Genomic DNA, 19,272 nt, shown 5'->3' with positions numbered 1-19,272 from the left:
GTCTCACCCGATGACGCGGCGCAGCCAGCTGTCGCGGGCGGCGTTCGCCGCTCGAGACACCTCGGCGTCGGGCGCGAAGCCGCTGAACCCGTGGAACCCACCGGCCCACGCGTGCAGCTCCGCCTGGCCGCCGGTCGCCCAGATGCGCGTGGCGTAGTCCACCGCCTCGTCGCGGAACGTCTCGGCCACGCCGACCTCGATGTACGCGGGCGGCAGCTGCGACAGGTCCGCGGCCCGGGCGGGCGCGGTGTACGGCGAGACGCGATCGGTGAAGCGGTCGTCGCCGCAGATCGCATCCCATGCGGTGTCGTTGTTGTTGCGGTCCCAGGCGCCGATGCCGTCGTACTGCCGCGCGGAGACCGTCTCGTTGCGGTCGTCGAGCATCGGGCAGTTCAGCAGCTGGCCGGCGAGCGCCGGTCCGCGCCGGTCGCGGGCCATGAGGGCGACGGCGGCCGACAGCCCACCGCCGGCGCTGGCCCCCGACACGATGATGCGGGCCGGATCGATGCCCAGTTCGTCGGCGTGCTCGGCCATCCACACGAGAGCCGCGTAGCAGTCCTCCGCCTGCGCCGGTCCCGGGTGCTCCGGAGCCAGTCGGTACTCGACCGCGACGCCGACGGCGCCGTAGCGCTCGGCGAGATCGATGATCTCCGGCGTGCCGAAGAAGCGCGTGCCGAGCACCATGCCGCCGCCGTGGATCGAGAGCACCCCGGGCGCCCGGGTGCCGGATGCGGCGGCCGGCCGCACGATCGTGACCTCGACGTCGGGCGCCCCGGCCGGCCCCGGGATGACGCGGTCCTCCCACTCCACGGCACGACCTGCCGCCTGCGCGGCCATCGGCGGGATGATCGTGGCGAAGTGCTCCCGGTTGACCTGGATCGTGTCGGCGCGCAGCGGGATCCGCTCGACGAGATCGAGGAATGCGGCGAGCCCCGGCTCGAGCGCGGGGTCGTACGGGACGGGGACGGCGGTGCCGGTCATGCGTCCAGCTCCAGGATGCGTCGCAGCCAGCTCGAGCGGGCCGCCAGCGCCGCGCGGGTGAGCTCGGTGTCGGGCATGTACATGTCGAATCCGTGGCATCCGCCGCCCCAGACATGCAGCTCGGCCTGACCCCCGGTCGCCCAGATGCGGCTGGCGTACTCCACGTCCTCGTCGCGGAACATCTCCGCGGCGCCGACCTCGATGAACGCGGGCGGCAGCCCCGACAGGTCCGCCGCCCGCGTGGGCGCGGCATAGGCCGGCGCATCCGTCGAGAACGCCAGGTCGTCGCCGAGCACGCACGACCACGCGAGCAGGTTCGTCTCGCGCTGCCACGTGCCGATGCCGTCGTACTGCCGGCTGGCGACGGTCGTGTTGGTGTTGTCGAGCATCGGGCACAGCAGCAGCTGCCCGGCCATCGTCGGGCCCTGGCGGTCGCGCGCCATGAGCGCGACGGCGGCCGAGAACCCGCCGCCCGCCGATCCGCCCATCACGACGATGCGGTCGGGGTCGATGCCGAGCTCGGCGGCGTTCTGCGCAAGCCAGACGTAGCCGGCGTAGCAGTCCTCGGCGCCGGCGGGGTAGGGGTGCTCGGGAGCCAGGCGGTACTCGACGGTCGCGCCGACGACGCCGAGCTCGTCGACGAGATCGACGACACGGCCGCTCTCCCAGGTGCGATGGCCGACGATCATTCCGCCGCCGTGGATGTTGTACAGCGCGGGCAGCGGGCGATCCGCACCGCGCGGCCGGAACACCGTGATCTCGATCGCGCCGTTCGGGCCGTCGACGACGTGCTCCTCCCAGTCGATCTCACGGGCGCCGACGACCTCGTCGTTGGAGGGGAACATCGTGTCCATGCCCTCGCGGGGGAGCGTGTCGCGGGTGAGCGGCGGCTGCGGGGGCAGCGCGTCGAGCACCGCGGCGATCTCAGGATCGAAGGGCACCGGCGCGGGAGCCGTGCGGGTGGGGGAATCTGTCATCGTCGACCTTCTCTCTTCGGCGTCAGTTATATTATACGAGCGTAGAAAAACGCAATCCCCTGCGATCGGAGGCGACGATGCCCACGACATCCTTCCCACACCGCCCACTCGGCCCCGAGGGTCCACTCGTGCCGCCGCTCGGCCTCGGCTCCTGGAACACCTGGGACCGGATGAGCCCCGACGACGCCTCCGCGGTAATCGTGCAGGCTGTCGAGGCCGACGCGGGATTCTTCGACGTGGCGTACTACAACATGGGTCCGCATGCCGAGAACTCGAAGACCGACATCCTCTTCGGTCAGGCACTGCAGCGCAGCGGCGTCGCCCGCGACGAGGTCTTCCTCTGCGGCAAGCTGTGGCTGTGGGATTGGCCGGCGCAGGGGTTCCGCGGCCAGCTCGAGGAGAGCCTGCACCGAGCCGGCCTCGACCGGTTCGACACCGTGGTGGTCGGCGACTACCTGAGCGCGCCCGACATGCCGCGGCTCATCGACGACGTGCAGGAGCTCATCGACGCCGGTCTCATCGGCGGCTGGGGCATCAACAACTGGGTCATCGACGACACCCTCGACGCCCTGCGGATCGCCCGCGAGCGCGGGCTCACTCCGCCGACCTTCGCGCAGCTGAAGTACGGGATCGCGCGCCGGGCGATGGCGGAGGGCGAGCACTACGGTGCGCTCTTCGCGGACGGCACTCTCGGGCTGCAGGCGTCGGATGTGTTCGAGGGGGGAGTGCTGCTCGGGCGGGTGCCGGAGCGCAAGATCGGCGCGGACGTCGGGAGCATCCGCGGGCGGATCGCGGCACTCGCCCCCGACCTCGCCCGGATCGCCGCCGGCTTCGGCGCGACGCCGGCGCAGCTGGCGATCGCGTTCTGTCTCGCCAACCCCGCGACCGCCAACGTGCTGTTCGGCGCGTCGCGGCCCGAGCAGCTCGAAGCCAACCTGGGCGCGGTGCCGCTGGCCGCCGAGTACGGTGACGAGATCCGCGCCGCCGTCGCGGCGCTGCAGGTCGATGCGACGGTCTCCGCCGACGGCCGGTGGGCGCCCGCGGCCGCGACCGGCGATGCTTGACGGCGGCGAATGTCTACGGATGTCGGAAAAAGATCGCCGCAGGGCTTGCACTCTTTTTCCACGTATGTAGACTAACCAGCACGGCACACCGGAGTGGCGTCGCCCGGCTCTCTGCGGACGGTCACACTCCGACCCTTTTCCCTCAACCCGCACCGAGAGAAGGAATCATGACGAAGAAGACAGTGATCGCCGCGCTCGCGGCCGTCACCGCCGTGGGGCTGGCGCTGACCGGCTGCACGGGCGGCGGCGGCGGCGGCAAGGCGACCGGCGGCGACACCGGGGGCTCGGGCCCCGACGACCTGAAGATCGGCAACTTCCTCGACGTGACGTCGTGGGACCCCTCCAAGGCCGACATCGGTTTCGACGGACCGTACCTGTCGGCGGTGTACGACGCTCTCATCGCGCTCGACAAGGACGGCAACCCCGTTCCGTCGCTCGCGACGAAGTGGACCGTGGCACCCGACGACCTCAGCATCAGCCTCGACATCCAGAAGGGCGTGACGTTCAGCGACGGCGAGAAGCTCGACGCGGCCGCCGTCGTGAAGAGCCTCGAGTACCTGAAGGCCGGCCCCACCTCGGGCGAGGCCTACCTCAACGTCAAGGACTTCACGGCGGTCGACGAGGACACCGTTCGCATCGACCTCACGCACCGCGACGACACGATCCTCTACTTCATGGGTCTCGGTCGCAGCTACATCGCCGCGCCGAAGGCGATCGACGCCGGAACCCTGGCGAAGACGCCGGTCGGCTCGGGCCCGTACACGCTGGACAACAGCTCGGTCGCCGGCTCCGAGTACCACTTCACCAAGGTCAAGGACTACTGGGATGCCAAGACCTACCCGTTCTCGACGCTGTCGATCTCGCCGATCCTCGACGCCACGGCCCGCAACAACGCGATGCTGTCGGGTCAGATCAACGTCAACTACGGCGACATCACGAACCTCGACCAGGCCAAGCAGCAGAACTGGAACATCGCCGAGCGCGTCTCGGGATGGGTCGGCCTGCAGTTCACCGACCACACCGGCACGAAGAACCCCGCTCTCGGCAAGACCGAGGTGCGTCAGGCGCTGAACTACGCGTTCGATGCCGCCGGCATCCTCAAGGCCGTCGGAAACGGCGCGGGCAAGGTGACGAACCAGCTGTTCCCGGTCGGCGGTCAGGTGAACGACCCGGCTCTCGACGACCTCTACACCTACAACGTGGACAAGGCGAAGCAGCTGCTGGCCCAGGCCGGCTACCCCGACGGCTTCTCGATCACGATGCCGATGTCGCCCATCTTCCAGATGTGGCAGCCGGCCGCCGAGCAGGCGTTCAAGGCCATCGGCGTGAAGGTCAAGTGGGACAACATGCAGCAGCCGGACTACCAGCTGAGCGCCCCGAACTACCCGATGTTCATCGCGTTCCTCGCGATGGACGGCAATCCGGTCGCGACCGTGGCCCGTCAGCTCACGAGCAAGCAGTGGTACAACCCGGCCCCCGACTACGCCAAGTTCCCCGAGGTGAAGACCCTGGTCGACAAGGTGAACACGCTCAAGGGCGATGAGCAGGTCGCTGCCATCAAGGACCTGAACGCGACCCTCACCAAGATGGCGTGGTGGTCGGTCTGGTACCAGGCCGACAACGTCTACTACAGCGCACAGGGCATCAAGGTGCAGCCGATCATCGGCATGATGTTCCCGACGCTGCGCTACATCACGAAGGGCTGACCCCCACCGGGTGGGCGGCGCGCCGCCCACCCGGTCCACACCCGATTGGAGTCCCATGCTGCTGTTCACGGCGAAACGCCTGGCAAGCGGGATCGTGCTGCTGGTGGTCGTCTCGGTCGCCACGTTCTTCCTGGCGCACCTGGCGATCAAGGATCCGACCGCTGCCCTGCTGGGCACGACCGCGACGCCTGAGCAGCAGGCGGCCCTCGCCGAGCAGATCGGCATCAACCGTCCGCTCCTCGTGCAATTCTGGGACTGGTTCTCGCACCTCGTCACGGGTGATTTCGGCACCTCCTGGCGCAACTTCCAGCCCGTCGGCGAGCAGCTCGCCACCAAGGTCCCGGTGACGCTCTCGGTCGTGACGTTCGCGACCCTGCTCACCGCCGTGATCGGCACCGCGTTCGGCCTGATCGCCGGGCTCAACCCGGGCAGCTGGTTCGACCGCGCCACGAAGGCGGCGTCGGTCATCCTGTTCGCCCTGCCCGGCTTCTGGGTGAGCCTCGTGCTCGTGATCTGGTTCGCCATCGACCTCAAGTGGTTCCCGGCGGTCGGCTACGTGCAGCCGTCGCAGTCGTTCACCGGATGGCTGTCGTCGATCACCCTCCCCGCCGTCTCGCTCGCGCTCGGCGGCATCGTCATGGTGGCCGAACAACTGCGCAACGCGGTGCTGGCGACCCGTCGGCAGGACTTCGTGCGCACGCTGCGCAGCCGCGGACTGTCGTCCGGCCGGGTGATGACCCACATCCTGCGCAACGCGTCGCCGGCCGCGGTGACGGTGCTCGCGCTCATGTTCGTCGGTCTGCTGTCGGGCGCCATCGTGGTGGAGGCGATCTTCAGCCTCCCGGGCATCGGCCAGCAGATCAACACGTCTTCGCAGAACGGCGACATCCCGATGCTGCTCGGGATCACGGTGATCTCGATCGTGTTCGTCGTCATCATCAACCTCCTGCTCGATCTCGTGCTCGGGTGGATCAATCCCAAGGTGCGTGTGTCATGACCGCGACCGACCTCACCGGCAAGCTCGACGCCCGCGAGGCGCACCGCAGCGGTCTGCTGCGCCGCTTCCTGCGGCGCCCGCTCGGACTCATCCCCCTGATCGTCTTCCTCATCGTGCTGCTGGTGGCGCTCTTCGCACCGCTGCTGGCGCCGCAGGACCCGAACTTCGTCGAGCTGGCGATCACGAAGGCGCCACCGTCGGCCGAGCACTGGCTCGGCGGCGACTCGGCGGGCCGCGACATCCTCAGCCGTCTCATCTTCGGGGCCCGCACGACGCTCTGGGGGGCGCTCGTCTCGATCGTCACCGCGGTCGTGCTCGGCGTTCCCACCGGCATGGCCGCCGGCTACTTCGGCGGCACGTTCGACAAGATCGCCACCTGGATCAGCGACGCGCTGCAGTCGATCCCGGGCATGGTCATCCTGCTCGTGGTCGCCGCCGGCACAGGATCGAACTTCGAGCTGCTGATGATGACCGTCGGCGTGTTCATGGTGCCCGGATACTTCCGCATCGCCCGCTCCACGACGCTCGATGTGCGCGGCGAGACGTACATCGACGCCGCGCGGGTGTCGGGCCTCAGCGACGCGCGCATCATCCGCACCCACGTGCTGAAGTCGGTGTGGGCGCCGGTGATCATCCAGACCGCGCTCACCGCGGGCCTCGCGATGGGCATCCAGGCGGGGCTGCAGTTCCTCGGCATCGGCAACGCCAACGTGCCGAACTGGGGCGCGATGATGAACGAGGGCTTCCACCTGATGCTCTCGAACCCGCTCATCCTGCTGTGGCCGTCGGCCGCGCTCGGCATCACGATCGCCGCGCTCGCCCTCATGGGCTCGACGCTCGCCGAGCTCGTGCGCGTGCGCACCCCCGAGGCGCGCAAGACCCGCACGCTCGCACGGCGCGCGGCGAAGGGCGAGGCCAAGGTCGTCACCGCCGACGAGGTGCGGCCCGAGCCGGTGCAGCTGTCGACCGGCACGCTGCGGCACATGGCCGAGAACTCAGCGGTCCGCGTGGAGAACCTGCGCGTCACGTACGAGACGCCGGCGGGCCTGGTCGAGGTCGTCCACGGGATCTCCCTGGACGTCGCCCCCGGCGAGGTGCTCGGCATCGTGGGGGAGTCGGGGTCGGGCAAGTCGCAGACGGTGTTCTCGATCCTCGACCTGCTGCCCGAGGGCGGCACCGCCCACTTCGACGGCATGTGGCTCGGCGGAACCGACGTCGGCGGACTCGACCGCAAGGCGCGCCACGCGCTCCTCGGCCGCTCCATCGGCTACATCCCGCAGGAGCCGATGAGCAACCTCGACCCCTGCTACACGATCGGCCACCAGCTCGTCGAGCCGCTGCGCGCGGTGCACGGGCTGCGCCGCGCCGAGGCCCGGCGGGTCGCACGCGACATGCTCGTGCGCGTCGGCATCGTCGACCCGGACCGCGTGCTGCGCAGCTACCCGCACGAGATCTCCGGCGGCATGGCGCAGCGCGTGCTCATCGCCGGGGCGATCTCGGGCAAGCCGTCGGTGCTCGTCGCCGATGAGCCGACGACGGCGCTGGATGTCACGGTCCAGGCCGAGGTGCTCGAACTGCTGCGCGAGCTTCAGGAGGAGTACGGCATGGCCCTCGTCATCGTCACGCACAACTTCGGCGTCGTCGCCGACATCTGCGACCAGGTCGTCGTGATGCGCGACGGGGCGATCCTCGAGACCGGTGACGTGGAGGACATCTTCGAGTACCCGGAAGAGGACTACACCCGCGAGCTCATCGCAGCGTCGCTCGACGCAGCCGACGGCCGTGCCGAGCTCGACGCCCGCTGGCAGGACGGACCCGAGGAGGTCCCGGTCGTGCCCGTCACGGCACCCGACACGGAGGTGAAGGCATGACTGCGCCGCTGCTGCGCATCGACGACCTCGTGGTCGACTACGGGCGGGGCCGGCGCGCGTTCCGCGCGCTGAACGGCGTCTCCCTCGACATCGGCCCGGGCGAGTGCGTCGGGCTCGTGGGGGAGTCCGGATCGGGCAAGTCGACGCTCGGCAAGGCTGTGCTCGGCCTCGCGCCGGTCGCGGAGGGCACGATCGTGTTCGACGGCGACGACATCACACGGGCGTCGCGGGCGAAGCGCCGAGCGCTCGCCGCCGACATCCAGGTCGTCTTCCAGGATCCGTACGGATCGCTCGACCCGGCGATGACGATCGGCGAGACCCTCGCCGAGCCGCTCACGACGACCGGCACGAGCGCCGCAGACGCGCGGGCGCGGGTCGCCGAGATGCTCGACAAGGTCCGCCTCCCCGCACAGGCCGCCGAGCGCTTCCCGAGCGAGTTCTCCGGCGGCCAGCGGCAGCGCGTCGCGATCGCCCGCGCCCTCATGCGCCGGCCGCGGCTCGTCGTCTGCGACGAACCCGTGAGCGCGCTCGACCTGACGACGCAGGCGACGATCATCGAACTGCTCATCGACCTGCAGCGCGACACCGGTGTGTCGTACCTCTTCGTCTCCCACGACCTCGGCGTCGTGCGGCGGCTGTGCCACCGGGTCGCCGTGATGCACCGCGGAGAGCTCGTCGAGGTCGGCGACGGCGAGCAGGTGACGCGGCATCCCGTCCACCCCTACTCCGAGCGCCTGCGGCTCGCCGCGCCGGTCGCCGACCCGGCCGAGCAGCGCCGGCGGCGGGAGGCCTGGCTCGCCGTGCGCGAGGTCGACGCGGCCCCGGTGGCGTAGCACCGGTACCGTAGCTCGGAGGGGAATCCCGGGTCCTGGCGGCCCGGACGGAAGGCGGTTTTCTGAATGCCGAAGATCATCGACCACGACCAGCGGCGTCGCGAGATCATCGAGGTGGCCACGCAGATCATCCTCAAGGGTGGCTTCGAGGCGGCCACGATGCGGTCGATCGCGGCCGAGGCGGGCTTCGCCAACGGCGCGCTCAAGCACTACTTCCCGGGCAAGGACAGCATCGTCGCCGCGACGTTCGAGAGCATTCTCGGCGAGCTCGACTCGGCGATCAACGACATCGGGCTCACCGACGAGGCCGAGCGCCTCACGGCCTTCCTCCGCGCTCCGATCCCGCAGAACATCGAGCAGATCACCGCGGGCCGCGTGCTGTTGGCGCTGTGGGAGAACGCGATGTCGAACGAGGACCTGGCCGAGCTGTACCGTCGTCACCTGCAGAGCTGGCACGCGGGCATCGTGGAGCGGCTCACCCAGGCGCACGAGGCGGGCGTGATCACCGCGGAGCCGCCGTACAAGGCGTGGGCCGACGAGTACATCTCCGTCGTGATCGGCGGCATGGTGGTGAACCTCATGTACCCCGAGGGCGACCGCATCCCCGACTTCACGGGCTACGTCGACGGGTTCATCGCCCGGCTCGGCATGGCACCGCGCGGCTGACGCCGCTCAGGCCCGGCTGCGGTCGGGGATGACCTCCGACGCCGCGTCCCGGTCGAAGACCACACGCCCGTCGACGATCGTGCCCGCCACCGGAATGTCGGCGACATCCCGGCCGGTCTCCAGCGGGTCCTCGTCGAGGATGCAGACGTCGGCGGCCATCCCTGGCGCGAGGATCCCCTTGAACGAGGATGCGCCGTCCTGCCGCGCGGCATCGACGGTGAGGGTGCGCAGCAGCCGCTCGCGCACCGCCGGTCCGTCCGCGCGCCCCTGGGCGGCCAGGAGACGGCGGCCGGCGTCGAAGCTGCGCCGCCAGTCGGGCGTCGCGATCGGCGCGTCGCTGGTCACCGTCGTGAGTACATCCGCGTCGAGCATCGCGGCGAGCGGCCAGGCGTGCGCGGCCCGGTCGGCTCCGAGCTGCGCGGCCGACCAGCCGCCGGAGAGCTCGGCGATGAGCGGCTGCATCGCGATCCCCACGCCGATGCGGTGCATGCGCTCGAGGAGATCGGGAGCGACGAGGTCGGCGTGCACGACGTAGTGCCCCGGCGCGGCGGCGGGGCGCGCGTCGAGCTCCTCGAGCACCGACACGAACTCGGCGATCGAGCGGTCGCCGGTGGCGTGCACGGCGATCTGCAGTCCGCGTCCGTGGGCGAGCGTCACCATGCGGCGGAACGCGTCGAGCGGCGACCGCCCGCCGCGGGTGAGGAGCGATCCGGTCGAGCCGTCGAGGTACGGCTCGCGCACCCAGGCCGTGCGCATGGGTGGGATGCCGTCGGCGAAGATCTTCACGCCCGTGATGGCGAGCCAGCGAGGGTCGGTCCGCGGCACGGGGGAAGCGATGCCGCGCTCGAGGTCGCCGAGATCCGTCTCCCCGTCGAGCACGCCGAACAGCCGCAGCATCGTGACGCGCGCCGTCTGGCGCCCGGCGCGGTGCAGCGCGAGGTACGTCTGGAACATCGCCGAGCCGAAGCATCCCGTCTCGCCGTCGTCCTCGCCGGGGCCGATCCCCGGTTCCGTGTAGCTCGTGATCCCGAGGCCGGCGAGCAGCTCCCACGTGACGAGGAGCGCGCGGCGCCGCTCGTCCTCGTCGTGGACGAGCCGTCCCTCCGGCTCATCGTGCGTGTGCTCGCCGAAGAAGAGGCGGGGCCAGCGCGCGCCGAGCCACGCGCCGTGCAGGTGGGCGTCGTTGATTCCGGGGACGGCGGTGCGGCCGTCGAGCTCGACGACGCGCGTGCCGGGGCCGATCAGCTCGCCGGCGCCGGCGCCGAACGCGACGACGGATCCGCCGCGGACGGCGAGGGCGTCGACCACGGGCCGCTCGTCGTCGAGCGTGCGGATGCGGCCGCCGCGCACGACGAGATCGGCCGGTAGCGGTGTGCGGTCAGTGCTCACGCGGTCCCCTCAGAGGTATTTCCACCAGTGTAGACGAAAGAAGGGGCGAAGAGGTGCGGGACGCCGGATGTCGCACCCTCGAGCCAGGATGGACGGATGGACGCCGACGCCCTCATCGCCGAACGGCTGCGCTCTCACCGGCTCACTGCGCCCGCGCCGACCCTCGCCGACGCGGCCCGGCACATGCTCGCCGTGCAGGCGCAGGAGTTCTGGGGCGGCCGCTGGGCGCTCGCCGCGCGCACCCCCGGCGAGCCCACGATCGGCGACGTCGACGCCCTGTTCGACGACGGCACCCTCGTGCGGACCACGACGATGCGCGGCACGCTGCACATCGTGCCGGCCGACGACGTCGCCGCGATCCTCGCCGTGACCGGGGAGCGGCAGAGCCGGCAGGCAGCGTCGCGGCAGCGGCAGCTCGGCCTCGACGCGCCGGCGCTCGCCCGCGCCGAAGGAGCCGTGACGAAGGCGCTGCGCGGCGGCGGACAGCTGACACGGGCGGAGATCTTCGCCGTGCTCGGCCGGATCGGCGTCGACCCGGCGGGGCAGCGCGGAGCGCACGTGCTCTACGACCTCGCCGCACGGCGGGTGCTCGTGCAGGGGCCGGTCGTGCATCGCGACGGCGCCGTCGCACGGGAGCAGTACTTCGTCCTCGCCGACGAATGGCTGCCCTCTCCCCGCGTCCCCGACGACCCCGTCGCTGCGCTGTTCGTCCGCTACATCGCCGGGCACGGCCCTGCGAGCGCCGCTGATTTCGCGTGGTGGTCGGGGCTTCCCGCCACCGTGGCGCGGGGCGCGGCCGACGCATCCGCCGCACAGCTCACCGAGGTCGCCGAGGGGGTCTACGTCTCCTCGCCGCGCCCGCGGCGTCGTACACCGGAGCCGCGCGTGCTCGCGCTGCCGTCGTTCGAGGAGTACTACATCTCCTACGTCGACCGGTCGGTGGTCGCGGACGCCGCGATGCGGGATGCGGCCGGGCCGGGACGCAACGGCATGGTGCGGCCGATCATCGTCGCCGACGGGCGCCTCGTCGGCACCTGGGCGCAGTCCACGGCCGTCGGCCGGCACGCCGAAGATCCCGTCCCGGCGCTCGTCGACGAGGGTGCGGCCACCGACGCGGAGGTCGTCGCCGCCCTCGCCCGCTACGCGGGATTCGTCACCGGCTGAGACCTGCTCGGGCTCGCTACTCGCGGGCGTGCTTGTCGAGGAACGCGTAGACCTCGCTGTCGTCGACGCCCGGGAACGCGCCGCGGGGGAGCGGGCTGAACATCTGCATGTGGACGCGGGCGCTCGGCCACGCCTTGCCGTCCCACCGCGCGGCGAGCTCGGCCGCGGGTCGATGACAGCACGACTCGTCGGGGCAGGTCGACACCGCGCGCTTGGCGGTCTCTCGGCCGCGGAACCACTTCGCGTCGTCGAACGGCACCCCGACGCTGATGGAGAACTCGCCGTCCGCGCTCGTGCCCGTCTGCGTCGCGCACCAGAACGTCCCGGCCGGTGTGTCGGTGTACTGGTAGTGCTCCACCGTGCGGTTCTGCTCGGCGAACGCCGACCGCGCCGAGAACTTGCGGCAGACAGCCTGACCCTCGACCGCGCCGGTGACGTCCATGGGCAGCGGCAGATCGTCGTTCTCGTACACCCGCGAGATCGCACCCGAGCCGTCGACGCGCAGGAAGTGGAGCGAGATGCCGAGGTGCTCCGTCAGCAGGTTCGTCATGCGCATGCCGGCCGCCTCGTGGGTGACGCCGAACGCGTCGCGGAAGTCCTCCACCGCGAGGTTCCGGTCCTTCTTCGCCTGCTGCAGGAACGCGACCGACGCCGTCTCTGGCATGAGGCAGCACGCGGCGAAGTAATTGATCTCCAGTCGCTGCCGCAGGAAGTCGGCGTAGTCGGTCGGCGGCTGGTGGCCCAGCAGCCGGTGTGCCATCGCCTGCAGCGCCATCGACCGCAGGCCATGACCGCCGGGGATCGACGCCGGTGGCAGGTAGATGCGCCCGTTCTCGAGATCGGTGACGGACCGGGTCGAGTGCGGCAGGTCGCTGACGTAGATGAGCTCGAAGCCGAGCTGCTCGGCCATCACGCTCACTGTGCGGTGCGTGAGCGCTCCCGAGGAGTGGCCGGCGTTCTTGAGCTGCTTCTCGGCGAGCTTCTCGATCTCGGGGAGGTAGTTGTTCTTCGTGCGCATCGCCAGGCGCAGCTCGGTGTTGGCGCGCCGCGCCTCCTCGGGGGTGGCGATGGCCTCCCGCTCCCGGCGCTGCAGCTCGCGGTGAAGGCCGAGCACCGACTCGAGCAGCTCGTCGTTCGTCCCCTTGGTGACCTTGATGGGCGGGATCCCGAGGCGCCGGAAGGCCGGGCTCGCCTGCGCCCGGTCGAGCTCGATCTCGAGCGCCGCCCGGCGGTTCGGCGGCTCCGACGACAGCAGATCGGTGACATCCGTGCCGGTGGCCTTCGCGATCTCCTGCAGCAGGGAGAGCTTCGGCTCGCGCTTTCCGTTCTCGATGAGGCTCAGGTGGCTGCCGGCGACGCCGACCTGCGCCCCGAGCTCATCGAGCGTCAGCGCGTTCGCGACGCGGTGATGGCGGATGCGGTGACCCAGCGTAGTGAGTTCGACGGAGGAGGGCATTCCTTGAGAATAGCGAAAGATTCGGGATTCTTTGCTTCGAATTCCCGCGAAAGACCTGGATTGGTCTTGCAAGAGTGGGAACCAGCGCCGATCTGACCATCGACGCACCCCACAGCACTCCGCCAATACCGCAGGACGACACCGCAGTGCGACGAACCGCACTCCGAGAAGACTCCGAGAACAGGGAGCAGCAGCCATGGCCCTCGCCGAATCGTTCACCCGTACCGCGCCGACCGACATCCGACCTCTGCGCGATGTGCGCGACTTCGGCCGCCAGCCCGACATCACCGGCCCCGGCATGGCAGCGCTCGTCCAGTGGGTCGACGAGATCGCCGCGCTCACGCAGCCGGATCGCATCCACTGGGTCGACGGCTCGCGGGCCGAGAACGACGCGCTGATGCGTCGCATGGTCGAGGACGGCACGCTCATCAAGCTCAATCCGGAGTGGCGGCCGGGCTCGTACCTCGCGCGCTCCGACCCGAAGGACGTCGCTCGCACCGAGGCGCGCACGTTCATCTGCTCCGCCAAGGAGGAGGACGCGGGCCCGACGAACAACTGGGCCGACCCCGACGAGATGCGAGCCACGCTGAAGGGCGTGTTCGAGGGCTCGATGCGGGGCCGCACGATGTACGTCATCCCCTTCTCGATGGGCGCCGTGGGCGGACCGCTCTCGCACATCGGCGTGCAGGTGACCGACAGCCCCTACGCCGTCGCGTCCATCAGCATCATGACCCGCGTCGGCGAGGCCGTCACGCGGCTCATCGCCGACGGGGCGGACTGGGTGCGCACGGTGCACTCGGTGGGCGCGCCGCTCGAGGAGGGCCAGCCCGACGTACCGTGGCCGTGCAGCGACGAGAAGTACATCGTGCACTTCCCCGACACGCTCGAGGTCTACTCCTACGGGTCGGGCTACGGCGGGAACGCGATCCTCGCGAAGAAGTGCTTCGCGCTGCGCATCGCCTCGGTGATCGGCCGCAACGAGGGCTGGCTCGCCGAGCACATGCTCCTCATCCGCGTGATCGACCCGAACGGCAAGGCGTACCACATCGCGGCGGCGTTCCCGTCGGCGTGCGGGAAGACGAACCTCGCCATGATGCGCCCGACGATCCCCGGGTGGCGGGTCGAGACGCTCGGCGACGACATCGCCTGGCTGCGCCCGGGCGACGACGGACGGCTGTGGGCGATCAACCCCGAGGCCGGCTTCTTCGGCGTGGCGCCGGGCACCGGCCTGTCGACGAACGTCACGGCGGTCGAGACGCTGTGGGGCAACACGATCTTCACGAACGTCGCACTGCGGCCCGACGGCGACGTGTGGTGGGAGGGGCTCACCGACGACATCCCGGAGGGGCTGACCGACTGGCAGGGCAATCCGTGGACGCCGGATGCCGGCACCCCGGCCGCGCACCCGAACTCCCGCTTCACGGTGAGCGCGGCGCAGTGCCCGCAGATCGCGGAGGACTGGGAGGAGGCGGTCCCGCTCGACGCGATCCTGTTCGGCGGCCGCCGCGCCACGAACGTGCCGCTGGTGGTCGAGGCCACCGACTGGACGCACGGCGTGTTCCTCGGCTCGAACATCTCCAGCGAGCGTACCGCCGCCGCGGAGGGGAAGGTCGGCGAGCTGCGTCGCGATCCGTTCGCGATGCTGCCGTTCTGCGGGTACAACATGGCCGATTACTTCGGCCACTGGCTCAAGGTCGGTCAGAAGCTGCGGTTCGACAAGGCGCCGCGCATCTTCCAGGTGAACTGGTTCCGCAAGGGGGCTGACGGCCGGTTCCTGTGGCCCGGGTTCGGCGACAACGCCCGGGTGATCGACTGGATCATCCGTCGCGTGCAGGGCGAGGTCGGCGCCGTCGACAGCCCGATCGGTCGTCTGCCGCGCACCGAGGACCTCAACCTCGAGGGCGTCGAGGTCACGGATGAGGACCTCCGCGAACTGTTCGCGGTCGACCCCGAGACGTGGCAGCAGGAGGCCGACCTCACCGAGGAGTACTACTCCCGCTTCGACGGACGCATCCCGCCGGCTCTGCAGGCCGAGCTCGCCGCCCTCCGCTACCGCCTGAAGCAGGCTGCCGCATCCTGACCCTCCGCTGCGGCGAGGTCGTACGATTCCGCCGAGTGCACACCACCCTGCGCGCAGGATGATGTGCACTCGGCGGTTTCATGTGCAGTCGCGAGGTGAGCGCCGTCCCGCGTGACGTGTCGGCGGCCCCTGACGTCGGGCTGGGCGCGCGTCAGACGAGCAGCTGGTGCTTCGCGAGGTCGCGGTAGAGGGGCGTCGTCTCGACGAGCTCGGAGTGAGTGCCCTGCCCGACCACGCGGCCGTGGTCCATCACCACGATGTGGTCGGAGTCGACGACCGTCGACAGGCGGTGCGCGATCACGATCAGCGTGCGCCCCGTGGCCACCGCGTCGATCGCCTCGCGCATCCGCTGCTCGTTGAGCCCGTCGAGCGACGACGTCGACTCGTCGAGGAGCAGGATGGGCGGCGCCGCCAGCAGCGCCCGCGCGATCGCCAGCCGCTGGCGCTCGCCGCCCGACAGCATCACGCCGGCCTCGCCGACCTGCGCCGAAAGTCCCAGCGGACTGCGCTCGAGCACCTCGGTGAGGTTGACGGCGTGCAGCACCCGTTCGCACTCGGTATCGGATGCGTCGGGCGACGCGAGCCGGAGGTTGTCGCCGATCGTGCCCGCGAGGGTCGGCGCATCCTGCTCGACGTAGCCGAGCTGGGCGCGCAGCGCCGCCCGGTCGAGGGTCCGCACGTCCTGCCCGCCGATGAGGATCGCCCCCGCGGTCGGGTCGTAGAACCGCTCGATGAGGGCGAGGGTCGTCGACTTGCCGGCGCCCGACGGCCCCACGAGTGCGACGCGCGCGCCGCGCGGCACGGCGAACGACACGCCGTGCAGCACCTCGCCGCCGGCGGGCTCGGGCTCGTCGAGGCCCGAGGTGTCGACCCGCGCCGACTCGAGCAGTGCGAGCGCCTCCGTCTCGGTCTTGCGCCGGGCCGCCACGACGGCCGCGGGATACGCGAAGTGCACGTCGCGGAACTCGATCGCCGGCGCGGTGTTGTCTGAGGGACGGAGATCTCGCGAAAGGCGGAGCCTTTCCGGGGATTCGGCCCGCCTTTCGTCCGACCTCCGCCCTTCGTTCGCACCGGCGTCGTCGCCCACGCCCACGTCCGCGCCCACGCCCGCGGCGGCATCCGCCACCCGCGCCGCGATGGCAGCATCCTGCCCCGTCTCCACCGGGAGGTCGAGCACCTCCTGGATGCGCCCCAGCGCGCCGAGCGCCTGGTTCACCGACATGATCGCGCCGAAGAACGTGCCGAGCGGCTGGATGAGCATGAACAGGAACATCACGAACGTCACGAGCGCCGCGATCGTGATGGCACCGGACGCGACGCGGAATCCGCCGACCCCGAGCACGACCAGGAGCGACACCTGCAGGGCGATGCCGGCGATCGGAACGACGAGCGCCGACGCCTTCGCGATGCGCACCCCGACGTCGTAGGTCTCCGACGCGAGCGCCGTGATCGACTCCTGCTCGCGCTCGGAGGCACCCGACGCGCGGATCGTGCGGATCGAACCTACGGCGCGCTCGACCCCCGACGACAGCTCGCCGACCTTCTCCTGCTGGGCGCGCGTCTCGCGCCGGATGCGTCCCGACAGCGCGCCGACCACGGCGACCGACGCCCCGATCACGACGAGGATCAGCACGAGCAGCACCGGGTCGATGATGACCATGCCCACCAGCGCGCCGACGAAGATCAGCGCATTGCCGACGGCATCCGCGAGGCCCTGCGTGAGCACCGCGTAGAGCAGCGTCGTGTCGGTGCCGACGCGGGAGACGAGGTCGCCCGTACGCCGCGCGTCGAACTCGCTGATCGGCAGGTGCAGGATGCGTGCGATGAGGCGCCGCCGGCTCGAATACACGACGGCGGTGCCGGTGCGCTGCAGCAGGTAGTGCTGATACCCCGAGATGAGGGATGCGGCGACCACGAGCACGACGAGGATCCACACGAGCGAGCCGAGGGGGTCGCCCGCCTGCACGCGCGTGACGACCTGGCCGACGACCAGGGGCTGTCCGAGGCTCGCGAGGGCTCCGACGACGCTCAGGACGATCACGACGGTGATCACGCCGCGGTGCTCGAAGATGTACGGCAGCAGCTGGCGCAGGCTCGCGCGCGGTCCCTCCTTGGGGCTGCGGCGGAACGGCGAGCGGCGCACCGGGGCGGGGGACTGGGTCATGCGGGATGCCTCCTCGAGAGGCGGAGACGGATGGGGGCCGTCTTTCATCTTCGTCCGTATTTCTTATGCACCGCCTGACGGGTCACCCCCAGGGCGTCGGCGACCGCGACCCAGGAGTATCCCTGCGCGCGGGCGCGCCGCACCTGCTCGGCCTCGGTGCGGGCGATCTCGGCGCGCGCGTCGCGCAGCAGGCGGAGTGCGGCGAGCGGTTCGGACTCGCCGGCGGCCCCGATCGCGGTGTGCAACTGGTCGCTCATGACGTCAACCGTAGTTGACGACCGTCCGCTGTGTCAACCAGCGTTGACGCCCCCGCCGCCTCTCGCGGATCTGCGAGGGGCCCGGTGCCGATCAGTGCGCCATCGCGGCCAGCGCCTCGGGGTCGATCGTCGCGATGGACCGGGTGTCCTGGAAGTCGCGTACGCCCTCGATGCCCTGCTCGCGGCCGAAGCCCGAGCCCTTCATGCCGCCGAACGGCGCGCGCAGGTCGAGGCGGGTGGCCCCGTGGTCGTTGACCCAGACGTAGCCGCAGACGAGCTGCGAGCCCACCCGCTGCGCCGCCTCGGGGGAGGCCGTCCACACGGAGCCGCACAGTCCGGCCCAGGTGTCGTTCGCGAGGCGGATCGCCTCGTCCTCGTCGTCGAACGGGATGATCGGGATGACGGGTCCGAACTGCTCCTGGGTCACGACGCGCAGCGACAGACCGGGGTCGACCACGAGCGCCGGCCGCACGAAGTTCCCGCCGGCGAGGTCGCCCCCGGGCAGCGTCCCGTACTCGCGCACGTCGGCGCCGGCATCCTTCGCCTCCTGGATGATCTCCTCGACGAACGCCTTCTGCGCGGCCGAGTTCAGAGGCCCCATCGTGGTGCCCTCGTCGAGCCCGTAGCCGATCACGGCCTTCTCGAGGCGTGCGGCGAGGCCCGCGACCACCTCGTCGATCCGCGAACGGTGCACGAACACGCGCTTCGCGTTCATGCAGATCTGTCCGGTCGTGTCGAAGATCGCCGCGTACAGACGGTCGAGGTGCTCGTCGTCGACGATCGCGTCGGCGAGGAAGACCGCAGGGTCGTTGCCGCCGAGCTCGAGCGTCACGCGCGTCAGGGTCGTCGCCGCCATCTGCATCATGCGCTTGCCGCCGTTGACGCTCCCGGTGAACGACACCTTCGCGACATCCTGATTCTGGATGAGCCCCGACATGTTCTCGTCCCTGCCGCTGACGACGTTGAGGACGCCGGCGGGGAGTTTCGCGGCCACCCGCTGCACGACGCGGGTGATCGCGAGCGGCGTGGTCGGCGGTGCCTTCACGATCACGGTGTTGCCGGCGAGCAGGGCGGAGGGGAGGGATGCGCCGAGGATCGCGATCGGCCAGTTGAACGGCACGATGATCGTGACGACGCCGAGCGGCTGGTGCGCGACCTGCGTCGACACCGGAATGGCCCCGGGCACGACCGGCAGGGTCGTGACGGCGTCGACCTGGTCGGCCACCTGCAGCGCGAGGTTCCAGCGCAGCTCGAACACGAGCGCGTCGACCCACGCCTCCAGCCGGATCTTGCCGTTCTCCTGCGAGAGGATCGCGGCGTCCTCGTCGCGCTCGTCGCCGATGCCGGCGATCGCCTCGGCCATCCGCTCGGCGCGGCCGGCGGCACCCAGGGCCGACCAGGCGGGATACGCCGCCTTCGCGGCGGCCACCGCGTCGGCCACGTCCTGCGTCGACGCCGACGCGGCTTCGCCGACGATCGTGCCGGGCTTGGCCGGGTCGGCCACCGCCAGCACCTCTTCGGTGAACCGCTCGGCGCCGCCGATGTACAGACCCGTCCGCACGCCGACAGCGTCGGAGATCTCCGTCGTTCCAGACATGGCTGACACCTCTCTGTGCTCCTGCCGCCCGGCGCGGCTTCGCGTGGGCCGGCCATCGTGCCCTCACGTC

General features: G+C 70.7%; 15 protein-coding genes. 8 read left to right on the top strand and 7 right to left on the bottom strand.

The features are described 5' to 3' along the window. Positions 1-3: 3 nt before the first annotated feature. Entirely contained in the window at positions 4-981 is a 978-nt protein-coding gene (locus AC3RX1_RS01260) for an alpha/beta hydrolase (RefSeq protein ID WP_491499413.1), read from the bottom strand. Next, positions 978-1,958 (bottom strand): alpha/beta hydrolase, encoded by a 981-nt coding sequence (locus AC3RX1_RS01255; protein ID WP_491499412.1) that lies wholly within the window; start codon positions 1,956-1,958, stop codon positions 978-980. Before AC3RX1_RS01255 ends, AC3RX1_RS01260 begins: the two co-directional genes overlap by 4 nt. A 77-nt stretch (positions 1,959-2,035) precedes the next feature. On the opposite strand from AC3RX1_RS01255, the gene AC3RX1_RS01250 reads away from it, so the two are divergent. The 6 genes from AC3RX1_RS01250 (at position 2,036) to AC3RX1_RS01225 (ending at position 9,095) form a co-directional block, all read left to right on the top strand. After that, a complete protein-coding gene (locus AC3RX1_RS01250; RefSeq protein WP_491499411.1) occupies positions 2,036-3,022 on the top strand; it encodes an aldo/keto reductase in 987 nt (328 codons plus the stop codon). A gap of 167 nt (positions 3,023-3,189) precedes the next feature. Continuing rightward, positions 3,190-4,728, top strand: a complete 1,539-nt coding sequence (locus AC3RX1_RS01245) for an ABC transporter substrate-binding protein (RefSeq protein WP_491499410.1) — start codon at positions 3,190-3,192, stop codon at positions 4,726-4,728. 55 nt (positions 4,729-4,783) lie between these two features. Beyond that, a complete protein-coding gene (locus tag AC3RX1_RS01240; RefSeq protein WP_491499409.1) occupies positions 4,784-5,725 on the top strand; it encodes an ABC transporter permease in 942 nt (313 codons plus the stop codon). After that, the gene (locus AC3RX1_RS01235) at positions 5,722-7,596 is read left to right on the top strand and encodes a dipeptide/oligopeptide/nickel ABC transporter permease/ATP-binding protein (protein WP_491499408.1); all 1,875 of its coding nucleotides are present in this window, start codon (positions 5,722-5,724) and stop codon (positions 7,594-7,596) included. Before AC3RX1_RS01240 ends, AC3RX1_RS01235 begins: the two co-directional genes overlap by 4 nt. Next, the gene (locus AC3RX1_RS01230; protein WP_491499407.1) at positions 7,593-8,429 is read left to right on the top strand and encodes an ATP-binding cassette domain-containing protein; all 837 of its coding nucleotides are present in this window, start codon (positions 7,593-7,595) and stop codon (positions 8,427-8,429) included. The genes AC3RX1_RS01235 and AC3RX1_RS01230 overlap by 4 nt, the downstream gene beginning before the upstream one ends. Before the next feature lie 66 nt (positions 8,430-8,495). Continuing rightward, the gene (locus AC3RX1_RS01225) at positions 8,496-9,095 is read left to right on the top strand and encodes a TetR/AcrR family transcriptional regulator (RefSeq protein ID WP_491499406.1); all 600 of its coding nucleotides are present in this window, start codon (positions 8,496-8,498) and stop codon (positions 9,093-9,095) included. 6 nt (positions 9,096-9,101) lie between these two features. On the opposite strand, the gene AC3RX1_RS01220 is transcribed toward AC3RX1_RS01225, so the two are convergent. After that, positions 9,102-10,484: an amidohydrolase gene (locus AC3RX1_RS01220; protein WP_491499405.1), complete on the bottom strand. Its 1,383-nt coding sequence runs from the start codon at positions 10,482-10,484 to the stop codon at positions 9,102-9,104. 96 nt (positions 10,485-10,580) lie between these two features. Here AC3RX1_RS01220 and AC3RX1_RS01215 point away from each other — a divergent pair, with 96 nt between their 5' ends. Then, the gene (locus tag AC3RX1_RS01215; RefSeq protein WP_491499404.1) at positions 10,581-11,648 is read left to right on the top strand and encodes a winged helix DNA-binding domain-containing protein; all 1,068 of its coding nucleotides are present in this window, start codon (positions 10,581-10,583) and stop codon (positions 11,646-11,648) included. Between the two features lie 16 nt (positions 11,649-11,664). Here the strand turns inward: AC3RX1_RS01215 and AC3RX1_RS01210 are convergent, their stop codons facing one another. Next, positions 11,665-13,104: a helix-turn-helix domain-containing protein gene (locus AC3RX1_RS01210; RefSeq protein WP_491499403.1), complete on the bottom strand. Its 1,440-nt coding sequence runs from the start codon at positions 13,102-13,104 to the stop codon at positions 11,665-11,667. Between the two features lie 196 nt (positions 13,105-13,300). Between AC3RX1_RS01210 and AC3RX1_RS01205 the strand changes: the two genes are divergently transcribed. Then, positions 13,301-15,184 carry a phosphoenolpyruvate carboxykinase (GTP) gene (locus AC3RX1_RS01205; RefSeq protein WP_491499402.1) on the top strand — a complete coding sequence of 628 codons (1,884 nt, stop codon included), beginning with the start codon at positions 13,301-13,303 and terminating at the stop codon, positions 15,182-15,184. 151 nt (positions 15,185-15,335) lie between these two features. On the opposite strand, the gene AC3RX1_RS01200 is transcribed toward AC3RX1_RS01205, so the two are convergent. From AC3RX1_RS01200 to AC3RX1_RS01190, 3 genes are all read right to left on the bottom strand, one after another. Continuing rightward, positions 15,336-17,348 carry an ABC transporter ATP-binding protein gene (locus AC3RX1_RS01200; protein ID WP_491499401.1) on the bottom strand — a complete coding sequence of 671 codons (2,013 nt, stop codon included), beginning with the start codon at positions 17,346-17,348 and terminating at the stop codon, positions 15,336-15,338. A 44-nt stretch (positions 17,349-17,392) separates the two neighbouring features. Then, positions 17,393-17,605: an AsnC family protein gene (locus AC3RX1_RS01195; RefSeq protein WP_491499400.1), complete on the bottom strand. Its 213-nt coding sequence runs from the start codon at positions 17,603-17,605 to the stop codon at positions 17,393-17,395. A gap of 91 nt (positions 17,606-17,696) precedes the next feature. Continuing rightward, positions 17,697-19,202, bottom strand: coding sequence for an aldehyde dehydrogenase family protein (locus AC3RX1_RS01190; protein WP_491499399.1), 1,506 nt, complete (start codon positions 19,200-19,202; stop codon positions 17,697-17,699). Positions 19,203-19,272 lie beyond the last annotated feature (70 nt).

This window comes from Microbacterium altimontanum (assembly GCF_058349865.2).
Note: the sequence above shows the minus strand (reverse complement) of the source record. Positions and strands in the feature narration are given on the sequence as shown.

What these genes read in the sequence shown, in the direction of transcription:
- AC3RX1_RS01260 (WP_491499413.1), bottom strand. Translation starts at nt 981, where the DNA reads ATGACCGGCACCGCCGTCCCCGTCCCGTACGACCCCGCGCTCGAGCCG.
- AC3RX1_RS01255 (WP_491499412.1), bottom strand. Translation starts at nt 1,958, where the DNA reads ATGACAGATTCCCCCACCCGCACGGCTCCCGCGCCGGTGCCCTTCGAT.
- AC3RX1_RS01250 (WP_491499411.1), top strand. Translation starts at nt 2,036, where the DNA reads ATGCCCACGACATCCTTCCCACACCGCCCACTCGGCCCCGAGGGTCCA.
- AC3RX1_RS01245 (WP_491499410.1), top strand. Translation starts at nt 3,190, where the DNA reads ATGACGAAGAAGACAGTGATCGCCGCGCTCGCGGCCGTCACCGCCGTG.
- AC3RX1_RS01240 (WP_491499409.1), top strand. Translation starts at nt 4,784, where the DNA reads ATGCTGCTGTTCACGGCGAAACGCCTGGCAAGCGGGATCGTGCTGCTG.
- AC3RX1_RS01235 (WP_491499408.1), top strand. Translation starts at nt 5,722, where the DNA reads ATGACCGCGACCGACCTCACCGGCAAGCTCGACGCCCGCGAGGCGCAC.
- AC3RX1_RS01230 (WP_491499407.1), top strand. Translation starts at nt 7,593, where the DNA reads ATGACTGCGCCGCTGCTGCGCATCGACGACCTCGTGGTCGACTACGGG.
- AC3RX1_RS01225 (WP_491499406.1), top strand. Translation starts at nt 8,496, where the DNA reads ATGCCGAAGATCATCGACCACGACCAGCGGCGTCGCGAGATCATCGAG.
- AC3RX1_RS01215 (WP_491499404.1), top strand. Translation starts at nt 10,581, where the DNA reads ATGGACGCCGACGCCCTCATCGCCGAACGGCTGCGCTCTCACCGGCTC.
- AC3RX1_RS01210 (WP_491499403.1), bottom strand. Translation starts at nt 13,104, where the DNA reads ATGCCCTCCTCCGTCGAACTCACTACGCTGGGTCACCGCATCCGCCAT.
- AC3RX1_RS01205 (WP_491499402.1), top strand. Translation starts at nt 13,301, where the DNA reads ATGGCCCTCGCCGAATCGTTCACCCGTACCGCGCCGACCGACATCCGA.
- AC3RX1_RS01200 (WP_491499401.1), bottom strand. Translation starts at nt 17,348, where the DNA reads ATGACCCAGTCCCCCGCCCCGGTGCGCCGCTCGCCGTTCCGCCGCAGC.
- AC3RX1_RS01195 (WP_491499400.1), bottom strand. Translation starts at nt 17,605, where the DNA reads ATGAGCGACCAGTTGCACACCGCGATCGGGGCCGCCGGCGAGTCCGAA.
- AC3RX1_RS01190 (WP_491499399.1), bottom strand. Translation starts at nt 19,202, where the DNA reads ATGTCTGGAACGACGGAGATCTCCGACGCTGTCGGCGTGCGGACGGGT.